11 protein-coding genes are annotated in these 13,723 nt (G+C 59.8%); all 11 read left to right on the top strand.

The window, feature by feature from the left end; translation table 11 throughout:
• The first annotated feature begins 44 nt into the window (after positions 1-44).
• Complete coding sequence (locus tag AACW30_RS23165; protein WP_003189173.1) at positions 45-548, top strand: OmpH family outer membrane protein; 504 nt, start codon at positions 45-47, stop codon at positions 546-548.
• Between the two features lie 3 nt (positions 549-551).
• Entirely contained in the window at positions 552-1,607 is a 1,056-nt protein-coding gene (gene lpxD, locus AACW30_RS23170) for a UDP-3-O-(3-hydroxymyristoyl)glucosamine N-acyltransferase (protein ID WP_200623533.1), read from the top strand.
• Between the two features lie 111 nt (positions 1,608-1,718).
• A complete protein-coding gene (gene fabZ / locus AACW30_RS23175) occupies positions 1,719-2,159 on the top strand; it encodes a 3-hydroxyacyl-ACP dehydratase FabZ (RefSeq protein ID WP_016976866.1) in 441 nt (146 codons plus the stop codon).
• Positions 2,156-2,932 carry an acyl-ACP--UDP-N-acetylglucosamine O-acyltransferase gene (gene lpxA, locus AACW30_RS23180; RefSeq protein WP_106577163.1) on the top strand — a complete coding sequence of 259 codons (777 nt, stop codon included), beginning with the start codon at positions 2,156-2,158 and terminating at the stop codon, positions 2,930-2,932. The genes fabZ and lpxA overlap by 4 nt, the downstream gene beginning before the upstream one ends.
• Positions 2,933-2,934: 2 nt before the next feature.
• A complete protein-coding gene (gene lpxB, locus AACW30_RS23185) occupies positions 2,935-4,074 on the top strand; it encodes a lipid-A-disaccharide synthase (protein WP_200623534.1) in 1,140 nt (379 codons plus the stop codon).
• A complete protein-coding gene (gene rnhB / locus AACW30_RS23190) occupies positions 4,071-4,703 on the top strand; it encodes a ribonuclease HII (RefSeq protein WP_169368380.1) in 633 nt (210 codons plus the stop codon). Before lpxB ends, rnhB begins: the two co-directional genes overlap by 4 nt.
• A gap of 76 nt (positions 4,704-4,779) precedes the next feature.
• The gene (gene dnaE, locus AACW30_RS23195) at positions 4,780-8,301 is read left to right on the top strand and encodes a DNA polymerase III subunit alpha (protein ID WP_106577160.1); all 3,522 of its coding nucleotides are present in this window, start codon (positions 4,780-4,782) and stop codon (positions 8,299-8,301) included.
• Between the two features lie 129 nt (positions 8,302-8,430).
• Positions 8,431-9,378: an acetyl-CoA carboxylase carboxyltransferase subunit alpha gene (locus tag AACW30_RS23200; RefSeq protein WP_106577159.1), complete on the top strand. Its 948-nt coding sequence runs from the start codon at positions 8,431-8,433 to the stop codon at positions 9,376-9,378.
• A 208-nt stretch (positions 9,379-9,586) separates the two neighbouring features.
• Entirely contained in the window at positions 9,587-10,906 is a 1,320-nt protein-coding gene (gene tilS / locus AACW30_RS23205; protein ID WP_200623535.1) for a tRNA lysidine(34) synthetase TilS, read from the top strand.
• A gap of 273 nt (positions 10,907-11,179) precedes the next feature.
• Complete coding sequence (locus AACW30_RS23210) at positions 11,180-12,811, top strand: CTP synthase (protein ID WP_106577157.1); 1,632 nt, start codon at positions 11,180-11,182, stop codon at positions 12,809-12,811.
• A 5-nt stretch (positions 12,812-12,816) separates the two neighbouring features.
• Positions 12,817-13,662 (top strand): 3-deoxy-8-phosphooctulonate synthase, encoded by an 846-nt coding sequence (gene kdsA, locus AACW30_RS23215; protein WP_010212442.1) that lies wholly within the window; start codon positions 12,817-12,819, stop codon positions 13,660-13,662.
• Positions 13,663-13,723: the final 61 nt, after the last annotated feature.

Raw genomic sequence — 13,723 nt, forward strand, 5'->3', positions numbered from 1 at the left:
CGTCTGACCCAAGATAACGACAACGGATTCTGTAGGAGTACATCGTGCGCAAGTTGACTCAATTGGTTCTGCTGGCCACCGTGCTGGTGACCACCCCGGCCTTCGCCGAAATGAAAATCGCCGTCCTGAACTATCAGATGGCTCTGCTGGAATCCGACGCGGCCAAGCGTTACGCAGTGGATGCCGAGAAAAAATTCGGTCCGCAACTGACCAAGCTGAAAACTCTGGAAAGCAGTGCCAAAGGCATCCAGGATCGTCTGGTAGCCGGTGGCGACAAGATGCAGCAAGGCGAGCGCGAGCGTCTGGAGCTTGAATTCAAGCAAAAGGCCCGTGACTACCAGTTCCAGTCCAAGGAGCTGAACGAAGCCAAAGCCGTTGCCGACCGTGAAATGCTCAAGCAGCTCAAGCCGAAACTCGACAGCGCTGTGGAAGAAGTCATCAAGAAAGGTGCCTTTGACCTGGTGTTCGAACGCGGCGCCGTGATCGACGTCAAGCCTCAATACGACATCACCCGCCAGGTGATCGAGCGCATGAACCAGCTGAAGTAAGCCATGACCGCGACTATCAAACTCGGCGAGTTGGCCGAGTTCCTGGGGGCCACCTTGCGCGGCTCCCCGGAGAAAGAAATCACTGGGCTAGCCACCTTGCAGGGGGCTGGCCCAGCTCAGTTGAGCTTCCTCGCAAGTCCCCAATACCGTAAATACCTGGTCGATAGTCAAGCCGCAGCCGTGTTGCTGAAGGCCGCTGATGCCGAAGGGTTTGCCGGGGATGCGCTGGTGGTGGCCGATCCTTACCTGGCTTATGCCCGGGCCTCGCACCTGTTCGATCCAAAGCCAAAGGCTGCTGGCGGTATTCATCCGTCTGCGGTCATTGCTGATGATGCCTGGGTTGACCCTGCGGCAAGCATTGGCGCGTTTGCCGTGATCGAGAGCGGCGCGCGCATTGCCGCCGGCGTCACAGTGGGTGCGCATTGCTTTATCGGCGCGCGCTGCGAGATCGGTGCCGATGGCTGGCTGGCTCCGCGTGTCACCCTGTACCACGACGTGCGTATCGGTGAACGTGTGGTCATTCAGTCGGGCGCCGTGATCGGGGGTGAAGGCTTCGGCTTTGCCCAATCCAAAGGCATCTGGCACAAGATTGCCCAGGTGGGCGGTGTGCTGATCGGCGACGACGTGGAAATCGGCGTCAATACCGCAGTGGACCGTGGCGCCTTGGCGGATACCGTCATCGGTAACGGTGTGAAGCTCGACAACCAGATCCAGATTGCCCACAACGTACAGATTGGCGATCACACCGCCATGGCCGCGTGCGTGGGGATTTCCGGCAGCACCAAGATCGGCAAGCATTGCATGCTCGCTGGTGGCGTCGGGTTGGTGGGGCACATCGAGATTTGCGACAACGTCTTCATTACCGGCATGACCATGGTAACGCACTCGATTACCGAGCCCGGTGCCTATTCTTCCGGTACCGCTATGCAGCCCGCGGCTGAATGGCGCAAGAGTGCAGCACGTTTGCGGCAGCTCGACGACATGGCTCGACGCCTCAAACAGCTGGAAAAGCGTGTTGGGGACGTGACCCCTGGCGGTAATGCTTCATCAGAAGGCTGATACCATTTCCATATCAAGTGTGCACAGCCGCTAGACTGCCTCCTTGATTTGCTAGCGGGGCGTGCGTTTTGTCCGCCCGCCCCCAATCTTTATTACAGGCTTCCCCCCGAAATGATGGACATCAACGAGATTCGCGAATACCTGCCTCACCGTTACCCGTTCCTGCTGGTGGACCGTGTAGTGGACCTCAACATCGAGGAAAAGCGCATTCGTGCCTACAAGAATGTCAGCATCAACGAACCGTTCTTCAATGGCCACTTCCCCGCGCATCCAATCATGCCGGGCGTATTGATCATCGAAGCGATGGCCCAGGCTGCCGGTATCCTTGGTTTCAAAATGCTCGACCTCAAGCCTGCCGATGGCACGCTGTATTATTTCGTGGGCTCCGACAAGCTGCGTTTTCGCAACCCGGTCACACCGGGTGACCAGTTGATCCTGGAAGCCAAGTTCATCAGCTGCAAGCGCCAGATCTGGAAGTTCGAATGCCAGGCTTCGGTGGACGGCAAGCCGGTGTGCTCTGCTGAGATCATCTGCGCGGAACGCAAACTATGAGTTTGATTGACCCTCGCGCAATCATCGATCCGTCGGCCGTTCTGGCCGCAGACGTTGAGGTCGGCCCATGGTCGATCGTCGGCGCAGGTGTTGAAATCGGCGAGGGGACTGTCATCGGGCCACACGTGATCCTTAAAGGTCCGACCCGCATTGGCAAACACAATCGTATCTACCAGTTTTCCTCGGTAGGCGAAGACACCCCGGACATGAAGTACAAGGGTGAGGAAACACGCCTGGTAATCGGTGATCACAACATCATCCGTGAAGGCGTGACGATTCACCGCGGTACTGTGCAGGATCGTGCCGAGACCACTCTGGGGGATCACAACCTGATCATGGCCTATGCCCACATCGGCCACGACAGCGTCATCGGCAACCATTGCATTCTGGTCAACAACACTGCGTTGGCGGGCCATGTGCATGTTGATGACTGGGCGATTCTGTCTGGCTTTACCCTGGTGCATCAGTATTGCCATATTGGCGCCCACAGCTTTTCCGGCATGGGCACTGCGATCGGCAAGGACGTTCCGGCCTTCGTCACGGTATTCGGCAACCCGGCTGAAGCGCGCAGCATGAACTTCGAAGGCATGCGCCGTCGCGGGTTCAGTGAAGATGCGATTCACGCCCTGCGCCGCGCCTATAAGGTGGTTTACCGTCAGGGTCTGACAGTTGACCAAGCCTTGACCGAACTGACCGAGCCGGCAGCGTTGTACCCGGAAGTCGCGGTGTTCCGTGACTCTATCCAGGCATCGACTCGCGGCATTACCCGCTGATCATGGCTAATCTGCGTATCGCGTTGGTGGCCGGAGAAGCTTCCGGCGATATTCTCGGCGCAGGCTTGATGCGGGCCCTCAAGGCCCAGCATCCCGCGGTGGAATTTATCGGTGTGGGCGGCCCGCTCATGCAGGCCGAAGGGCTGACGTCCTACTTTCCCATGGAGCGTCTTTCCGTCATGGGTCTGGTGGAAGTGCTGGGCCGTCTGCGCGAGCTGCTGGCTCGCCGCAAGCTGCTGATTCAGACCTTGATTGAAGAAAAGCCTGACGTCTTTATCGGAATCGATGCGCCGGACTTCACCCTCAATATCGAGCTCAAGTTGCGTCAGGCCGGGATTAAGACCGTGCACTACGTCAGCCCTTCGGTATGGGCGTGGCGGCAGAAGCGCGTGCTCAAGATCCGTGAAGGCTGCGATTTGATGCTGACACTGCTGCCGTTCGAAGCCAGGTTCTACGAAGAGAAGGGCGTGCCGGTGCGGTTTGTCGGGCACACCCTGGCCGATACCATTCCGTTGCAAGCTGATCGCGCGGCTGCGCGTGCCGAGCTGGGTCTGCCCGACGGCCCGCTGGTAGCGTTGATGCCGGGCAGTCGCGGCGGTGAAGTCGGTCGCCTGGGGGCGCTGTTTTTTGACGCCGCCGAACGTCTGCAGGTGTTGAAGCCCTGCATTCGTTTTGTGTTGCCATGTGCCAGCCCGCAACGTCGTGCACAAATTGAAACGCTGCTGGAAGGGCGCACGCTGCCGGTGACCTTGCTGGACGGTCAGTCGCACCTGGCCCTGGCGGCATGTGATGCGGTACTGATCGCCTCAGGCACAGCCACCCTGGAAGCGTTGTTGTACAAGCGTCCGATGGTCGTGGCCTATCGCCTCGCGCCGCTGACGTTCTGGATTCTCAAGCGCATGGTCAAAAGTCCTTACATCTCCTTGCCGAACCTGTTGGCCCAGCGTCTGCTGGTCCCGGAGTTGTTGCAGGACGATGCAACGCCCCAGGCTCTGGCGCAAACGCTACTACCCTTGATCGACGGCGGCGAAGAACAGACCCGCGGTTTCGACGACATCCACCGGACCTTGCGCCGTGATGCGTCGAACCAGGCTGCAGACGCCGTGCTGACCTTGATTGGCCACAAACAGGAAGCCCTATGACGACGCAAATGGGCCTGGACTTCAGCCTGGTCGCGCAAGTGCACGAGCTGGTCGCCGGGGTTGACGAAGTAGGGCGCGGCCCGCTGTGTGGCGCCGTCGTCACGGCGGCGGTGATTCTCGATCCGAACCGCCCGATCCTGGGCCTCAACGATTCGAAAAAACTCACCGAAGCGCGTCGCGAAAAGCTTTACGACGAGATCTGTGAAAAAGCTCTGAGCTGGCATATTGCCCGGGCTGAAGTCGAAGAAATCGACGAGCTGAACATCCTTCACGCGACCATGCTGGCCATGCAGCGCGCAGTGGAAGGCCTGCATATCACGCCCAAGATGGCGATGATCGACGGTAACCGTTGCCCGAAACTGGCGATGCCTGCCGAAGCGGTGGTCAAGGGTGACAGCAAGGTTCCGGCCATCGCTGCCGCCTCGATCCTGGCCAAAGTCAGCCGTGACCGTGAGATGGCCGCGTTTGAGTTGATCTACCCCGGCTACGGCATGGGTGGCCATAAAGGCTATCCGACGCCCGTTCATCTGGAAGCCCTCGCTCGCCTCGGCCCCACGCCGATCCATCGCCGCTCGTTCGCCCCGGTCCGCCAGGCTTACGAGCTGCGCGAGAGCCTCATCGAGGTTTAGTCGCGAGGCTGATGTTTTGCTCAAGGCCCGGTACAATCCGGGCCTTGTTGTCTCCACGTATTAGAACAGGATCACTATGCCGGCTTCATTCGTTCACCTGCGCCTGCACACTGAATACTCCCTGGTCGACGGCCTGGTACGGATCAAACCGCTGGTCAAAACCCTGGTGGGCATGAACATGCCTGCGGTAGCGGTGACCGATCAGAACAACATGTGTTCTCTGGTCAAGTTCTACAAAAACGCCATGGGCGCCGGTATCAAGCCGATTTGCGGCGCCGACCTGTGGCTGTCCAACAAAGACCCGGATAACCCCCTGAGCCGCATCAGCCTGTTGGCGATGAACGGCGTCGGTTATCGCAACCTCACCGAATTGATTTCCCGTGGCTTTATCGACGGCCAGCGCAACGGTTCGATCATCATCGAGCGCGAGTGGGTGGCCGAGGCGAGCGAGGGCGTGATCATGCTGTCGGCTGCCAAAGAGGGTGAGATCGGCATCGCGCTGCTCGGCGGCAACCCGCAGGAAGCCGAAGTACTGGCGCGCGAGTGGATGCAGGTCTTCCCCGACCGTTTCTACCTGGAAGTCCAGCGCACCAATCGCCCCAATGATGAAGAGCATCTGCACGCCGCCGTGGCCCTGGCCGACAAGCTGGGCGCGCCGCTGGTCGCGACCAACGATGTGCGCTTTATCAAGAAGGAAGATTTCGAAGCCCACGAAACCCGCGTGTGCATCGGCGAAGGCCGGGCTCTGGACGACCCGCGTCGTTCCAAGAACTACAGCGAAGAGCAGTACCTCAAAAGCGCCGAGGAGATGGCCGAGCTGTTCAGCGACCTACCCGAGGCCCTGGAAAACTCCGTCGAAATCGCCAAGCGCTGCAATATCGAAGTGAAGCTGGGCAAGCACTTCCTGCCCAACTTCCCGATTCCTGATGGCATGACCATCGATGAGTATTTCCGCAAAGTGTCCTTCGATGGCCTCGAAGAGCGCCTCAGCGTGCTGCTGCCCAAGGACACCACCGAGGACTACGAGGCCAAGCGCCAGGTCTACGTTGACCGGCTGAATTTCGAGCTGGATATCATCATCCAGATGGGGTTCCCCGGTTACTTCCTGATCGTGATGGACTTTATCCAGTGGGCCAAGAACAACGGCGTACCGGTAGGTCCTGGCCGTGGATCAGGTGCCGGTTCGCTGGTGGCTTACGTTCAGAAGATTACCGACCTTGACCCGCTGGAATATGACCTGCTGTTCGAGCGGTTCCTGAACCCGGAACGGGTCTCCATGCCCGACTTCGACGTCGACTTCTGCATGGATGGCCGCGACCGCGTGATCGAGTACGTGGCCGAGAAATACGGCCGCAATGCGGTAAGCCAGATCATCACCTTCGGTTCCATGGCGGCCAAGGCTGTAATCCGTGACGTGGCGCGGGTGCAGGGCAAGTCCTACGGCCTGGCGGACCGCCTATCGAAGATGATCCCGTTCGAAGTCGGCATGACCCTGGAAAAGGCCTACGAGCAGGAAGAAATCCTGCGCGACTTCATCAAGGTCGATGAAGAGGCCGCCGAAATCTGGGACATGGCGCGCAAGCTCGAAGGTGTGGTGCGTAACGTCGGTAAACACGCCGGTGGTGTGGTGATCGCGCCGACCAAGTTGACCGACTTTTCGCCGATCTATTGCGATGAAGAAGGCGACGGCCTGGTAACCCAGTTCGACAAGGACGACGTTGAAGCCGCCGGCCTGGTGAAGTTCGACTTCCTGGGTCTGCGCACCCTGACGATCATCGACTGGGCCCTGAAGACGATCAACCGTGACCGCGCCAAGGTCAACGAAGCGCCGCTGGATATCGCCTTTATCCCGCTGGACGACAAACCGACTTACACCTTGCTGCAAAAAGCCGAAACCACGGCGGTGTTCCAGCTTGAGTCGCGCGGCATGAAAGAGCTGATCAAAAAGCTCAAGCCCGACTGCCTGGAAGACTTGATCGCACTGGTGGCACTGTTCCGTCCCGGCCCGCTGCAGTCGGGCATGGTGGATGACTTCATCAACCGTAAGCACGGCCGCGCCGAGCTGGCGTACCCGCATTCGGATTATCAGTACGAAGGCCTCAAGCCGGTACTGGCGCCAACCTACGGCATCATCCTGTATCAAGAACAGGTGATGCAGATTGCCCAGGTGATGGCCGGCTACACCCTCGGCGGCGCGGACATGCTGCGTCGCGCCATGGGTAAGAAAAAGCCCGAAGAAATGGCCAAGCAGCGCGGCGGTTTCATTGAGGGGTGTGCCACCAACAATATCGACGCCGACCTCGCCGGTAACATCTTCGACCTGGTAGAAAAGTTCGCCGGTTATGGCTTCAACAAGTCTCACTCCGCCGCCTACGGCCTGGTGTCGTACCAGACTGCCTGGCTGAAAGCCCATTACCCGGCGCCGTTCATGGCCGCGGTACTTTCGGCGGATATGCACAACACCGACAAGGTCGTGACCTTGATCGAGGAAGTGCGCACCATGAAGCTGCGCCTCGACGCGCCGGACGTGAACGCCTCCGAGTTCAAGTTCACGGTGAACGACGAAGGCCGCATCATCTATGGCCTGGGCGCGATCAAAGGCGTGGGCGAAGGCCCGGTCGAAGCCATCACTGAAGCGCGCCAGGACGGGCCGTTCAAGGACTTGTTCGACTTCTGCGCGCGGGTTGACCTCAAGCGCATCAACAAACGCACCCTCGACGGCTTGATCCGCAGCGGCGCGCTCGATCGCCTTGGTCCGTATTTCCATGATGAGCCTAAGGCTTATCAGGCCAATATCGACCGCAACCGTGCGGTGCTGCTGACCGCCATGGAAGAAGCGATCAAGGCGGCCGAACAGACCGCCCGCACCCACGACAGCGGCCACGCCGACCTGTTTGGCGGCTTGTTCGTCGAAGAGGACGCGGACGTTTACGCCAACCACCGCAAGGCCAAGGAGTTGACCCTCAAGGAACGACTCAAGGGCGAAAAAGACACCCTGGGCCTGTACCTCACCGGTCACCCGATTGACGAATACGAAGGCGAAATCCGCCGTTTCGCTCGTCAGCGCATCATCGACCTGAAACCGGCGCGCGACACTCAGACGGTCGCCGGCATGATCATCGCTCTGCGAGTGATGAAAAATAAGAAGGGCGACAAGATGGGCTTTATCACCCTCGACGACCGCTCGGGCCGGATCGAAGCGTCGCTGTTTGCCGACGCTTTCCACTCCGCGCAGTCGTTGCTGCAGACCGATGCCATGGTGGTCGTTGAAGGTGAGGTCAGCAACGACGACTTCTCCGGCGGCCTGCGCCTGCGGATCAAGCGGGTGATGAGTATGGAAGATGCGCGCACCAACCTCGCCGAAAGCCTGCGCTTGAAGGTCAAGACCGAAGCCCTTAAAGGCGATCAGCTACGCTGGTTGGGTGACCTGCTCAAGCGCCACCGTGGCGCATGTCCGGTGACCATGGAATACACCGGCAATGACGCCAAGGCGATGTTGCAGTTTGGTGAGACGTGGCGAATTGATCCCGCCGATGGCTTGATTCAAGCTTTGCGTGACCAGTTCGGGCGAGACAACGTCTTCCTCCAATACCGTTGACGGTCAGATATGTCTGATCTCGACTGAACATTTAATCTCGACCTAAACGCGCCTCTCCCTTAAGGTAGGGCGCGAATAGACAACCGGCTGGCCAGGCACTCCTTGGCCGTCGACCCAAGACGGACGCTTATGAACCCGAATTTTCTTGATTTCGAACAGCCGATCGCTGACCTGCAAGCCAAGATTGAAGAATTGCGCCTGGTCGGCAATGACAATTCGCTGAATATCGGCGATGAGATCGCTCGCCTGCAAGACAAGAGCAGCACGCTCACCGAGGACATCTTCGGCAAGCTGACCAGCTGGCAGATCGCGCGCCTGGCACGCCACCCGCGCCGTCCGTACACCCTGGATTACATTCAGCACATCTTCACCGAGTTCGACGAGCTGCACGGCGACCGCCACTTCTCCGACGACGCGGCCATCGTGGGCGGTATCGCTCGCCTGGACGACCAGCCGGTCATGGTGATCGGTCACCAGAAAGGCCGTGAAGTGCGTGAAAAAGTCCGCCGCAACTTCGGCATGCCGCGCCCCGAAGGCTACCGCAAGGCTTGCCGCCTGATGGAAATGGCCGAGCGCTTCAAGATGCCGATCCTGACCTTCATTGACACGCCGGGCGCTTACCCGGGCATCGACGCCGAAGAGCGTAACCAGAGCGAAGCAATCGCCTGGAACCTGCGTGTCATGGCGCGCCTGAAAACCCCGATCATCGCCACCGTGATTGGTGAGGGTGGTTCCGGCGGGGCGCTGGCCATTGGCGTGTGCGACCAGCTGAACATGCTGCAATATTCAACCTACGCGGTAATTTCGCCGGAAGGTTGCGCCTCGATTCTGTGGAAAACCGCCGAAAAGGCACCGGACGCTGCTGAAGCCATGGGTATCACCGCTGATCGCCTGAAAGGCCTGGGCATCGTGGACAAAGTGATCGCCGAGCCATTGGGCGGCGCCCACCGTGACCCGGCTGCCGCTGCTGCCACCTTGCGCGCTGAGCTGGGTTCGCAATTGGCGATGCTCAAGAAGTTCGATAATGAGGCGTTGCTGGCCCGTCGTTACGAGCGCCTGATGAGCTACGGCCTCTGATCAAACGCTGATCTTGCAGACAATGCAGTACCACTGTGGGAGCGGGTTTGTGTGGGAGCTGGCTTGCCTGCGATAGCATCAACTCGGTGTATCAGATAACCCGAGTTGCCTGCATCGTGGGCGAGCCCGGCTCCCACACAAGCCCGCTCCCACATTTGCTTTGTGTATGCTGGGTTATCGCATTCCAGATTGATGGCGGTACTGTGTTATGAAGCCGGCTCTACCCGCCAATTTCCTGCAAAATCTGGCGCCCTGGCGCAATGCCCCGGCCTGGCACATCGCATTCTCGGGTGGTCTGGACTCCACCGTCCTGCTGCACCTGTTGGCCACTCTGGCAACCACCGAAACCCTCCCGCCGCTCAGTGCTGTCCACGTCTACCATGGCTTGCAAGCTGCGGCTGACGCCTGGCCGAGTCATTGCCAGGCGGTGTGTGACGCCTTGGGCGTGCCCTTGCGGGTAATGCGCGTGCAAGTGCAACCGGGCGCCAGCCTTGAGCGTGCGGCGCGTGACGCGCGTTATCAGGCGTTTACCGAGGCCACTGGCGCGGGGGAGGTGTTGCTCACCGGGCAGCATCGCGACGATCAGGCTGAAACCCTGTTGTTTCGGCTGATGCGCGGTGCAGGGGTGCGCGGGCTGGCGGCTATGCCTGTGCATCGCCCACTGGCAAGGGGGCACGTGGTGCGGCCGTTGCTGGAGGCCTCGCGTGCTGAATTGGAAGCCTACGCACACGAGCACCAGTTGACGTGGATCGAAGACCCTTCGAACGCCGACCCACGTTTCTCGCGCAATTACTTGCGCCATCGTGTGCTTCCCGTGTTGACGCAGCGATGGCCTCAAGCCGTTTCCAGCCTGGCACGCACCGCCGAACACCTGAGTGAAGCCCAGGGCCTGCTCGACGAGTTGGCGAGGATGGACTTGCAAGCTGCCGATCAGCCTTCGCCATTTCCCTGGTTGCCTCTGCCCTCGTTGGTTCTGGCTCCACTGCGCGAACTTTCTGACGCCCGCCAACGTAATGCCTTGCGCCACTGGCTGGCGCCTCTGACCCGTTTACCCGACAGCGACCACTGGGCCAGCTGGCAGGCCCTGCGCGACGCCAAGGCTGACGCACAACCGCTGTGGCGCCTTGCCGACGGCCAGTTGCATCGTTGCGGCGAGCGCATCTGGTGGCTGCCCGCAGCGTGGTTGGAGTTTTCCGACGCCGTGGTCAGTTGGCCGCATCCGCAAAACCCACTCGCGTTACCCGGCAATGGCCAGCTGAACTTTATCGGTGAGGCTCCCCAAGGTCCGCTTGAGGTGCGTTACCGTCAGGGCGGCGAAATCATCGAAGTGCCCGCTCGAGGCCGGCGCGACTTGAAGCGCTTGCTTAATGAATGCGGGCTGCCGGGCTTTGTCCGTGGCAGATTGCCGCTGGTCTATCAGGGTGAGCAATTGCTGGCTGTCCCAAGCCTTGCAGGCCTGTGGGCCAGGCTGCCGGGTGATGGACAATTGGATTGGATGCCACAGACTTGCGATCAAGGTTTGAGCTGATAGAGCCTTTCCGGTAGACTACGCTCCCTTCTTGATACAACTTCTGTGGATTCGACTGAATCGCAGCAGTTGCCGATTACCAAGCAGTCTTTGCTGGGCGATTCCAAAAAATGTGTAGCGATCAACGTACCGGTGTTTCATTGCTGGTCTGTCACAACGCGGCGGTTTTTTTGAAAGGTGCACTGTGATTAATGCAGGTGATCGGGGGCTTCGGCCTTCCTTCGCTTTCCCCGGCGGCTCGGACCGCTTTAACGCAGACTTCTAGGGTTTTTCATGACGCGCTACATATTCGTCACGGGCGGTGTTGTTTCTTCATTGGGGAAAGGCATTGCCTCCGCTTCATTGGCGGCCATCCTGGAGGCGCGGGGACTTAAGGTCACCATGCTCAAGCTGGACCCGTACATCAACGTTGACCCGGGCACCATGAGCCCGTTCCAGCACGGTGAAGTGTTCGTCACACACGACGGCGCCGAGACCGACCTGGATTTGGGCCACTACGAGCGGTTCATCCGCACGACCATGACCCAGAACAACAACTTCACCACTGGCCGTGTCTACGAGCACGTGCTGCGCAAGGAGCGCCGTGGTGACTACCTGGGTGCAACCATCCAGGTGATCCCGCACATCACCGACGAAATCAAGCGCCGCATCATCAAGGGTGCAGGCGATGCCGACGTGGCGATGGTCGAGATCGGTGGCACCGTGGGTGACATCGAATCCCAGCCGTTCCTCGAAGCCATCCGCCAGCTGCGTTTCGAAGTCGGCGCCAAGCGCGCGATGCTGATGCACCTGACGCTGGTGCCGTACATCGCCACCGCCGGCGAAACCAAAACCAAGCCTACCCAGCACTCGGTCAAGGAACTGCGTTCCATCGGCCTGCAGCCAGACGTGCTGGTATGCCGCTCCGATCACCCGATCGACATTTCCTCGCGCCGCAAGATTGCGCAGTTCACCAACGTTGAAGAGCGTGCGGTGATTGCCCTGGAAGACGCCGACACCATCTACAAGATCCCGGGCATCCTGCACTCCCAAGGCCTGGATGATTTTGTGGTCGAGCGTTTCGGCCTGCAGTGCAACGGCGCGGACCTGTCCGAGTGGGAAGCTGTGGTGGATGCCAAGCTCAATCCTGAGCATGAAGTCACCATCGCCATGGTCGGCAAGTACATGGAGCTGCTGGACGCGTACAAGTCGCTGATCGAAGCGATGAGCCACGCCGGTATCAGCAACCGTACCAAGGTCAACCTGCGCTACATCGATTCCGAAGACATCGAGAACCAGGGCACTGCCTTGCTCGAAGGTGTTGATGCGATTCTCGTACCGGGCGGTTTCGGCCTGCGTGGCGTGGAAGGCAAAATCACTGCGGTTCAGTACGCTCGTGAAAACAAAGTGCCGTACCTGGGTATCTGCCTGGGCATGCAAGTGGCCGTTATCGAGTTCGCCCGTAACGTGCTGGGCTGGAAAGACGCCAACTCCACCGAGTTCGATCACACCAGCGGCCACCCGGTCGTGGGCCTGATCACCGAATGGGAAGATGCCACCGGCGCCGTTGAAACCCGTACCGAAAGCTCCGACCTGGGCGGCACCATGCGCCTTGGCGCGCAAGACTGCCTGCTGGAGCCGGGCTCGCTGGTTCACGATTGCTATGGCAAGGACGTGATCGTCGAGCGTCACCGTCACCGCTACGAAGTGAACAACAACCTGCTGCCGCAGATCAAAGAAGCCGGCCTGAAAATCTCCGGTCGCTCCGGCGATGGCAAGTTGGTTGAAGTGGTCGAGGCGCCGGATCATCCGTGGTTCGTGGCCTGCCAGTTCCACCCTGAGTTCACCTCGACCCCGCGCGACGGTCACCCGTTGTTCAGCGGTTTCGTTAAAGCAGCACTGACGCAACATCAGAAGAAGGCGTGAACCTGATGGCCCAGAAGATCATTCGCGTAGGCGACATCGAGATTGCCAACGACAAGCCCATGGTGCTGTTCGGCGGCATGAACGTGCTGGAAAGCCGCGACATGGCGATGCAGGTCTGTGAAGAGTACGTGAAGGTGACCGAGAAACTCGGTATCCCTTACGTGTTCAAGGCCAGCTTCGACAAGGCCAACCGTTCGTCCGTGACCTCCTATCGCGGCCCGGGCCTTGAAGAAGGCATGCGGATCTTCCAGGACATCAAGCAAGCCTTCGGCGTGCCGATCATCACCGACGTCCACGAGCCGGAACAAGCGGCCGTGGTCGCCGAGGTGTGCGACATCATCCAGTTGCCGGCCTTCCTGTCGCGCCAGACCGACCTCGTGGTCGCCATGGCCAAGACCGGTGCTGTGATCAATATCAAGAAAGCCCAGTTCCTCGCGCCCCAGGAAATGAAACACATCCTGAACAAGTGCGTGGAAGCGGGTAACGACCAGTTGATTCTCTGCGAGCGTGGTTCGAGCTTCGGCTACAACAACCTCGTGGTGGACATGCTCGGTTTCGGCATCATGAAACAGTTCGAATACCCGGTGTTCTTCGACGTGACCCACGCGTTGCAAATGCCCGGTGGTCGCGCCGATTCCGCTGGTGGGCGCCGTGCCCAGGTGCTGGACCTGGCCAAGGCGGGCATCAGCCAGTCGCTGGCGGGCCTGTTCCTGGAAGCCCATCCGGACCCGGACAACGCCAAATGCGACGGCCCATGCGCCCTGCGCCTGGATAAGCTGGAGCCATTCCTGGCCCAGCTCAAGCAGTTGGACGAACTGGTCAAGAGTTTTCCGACGGTAGAGACCGCGTAAGCGCCATTTCTCCGGTAGACTTTCCCTCGCTTTACGCTCAGGCCTGCGGGCCTGAGCCTTG

The organism is Pseudomonas sp. MF6747, from assembly GCF_963890955.1.
Classification (GTDB): domain Bacteria; phylum Pseudomonadota; class Gammaproteobacteria; order Pseudomonadales; family Pseudomonadaceae; genus Aquipseudomonas.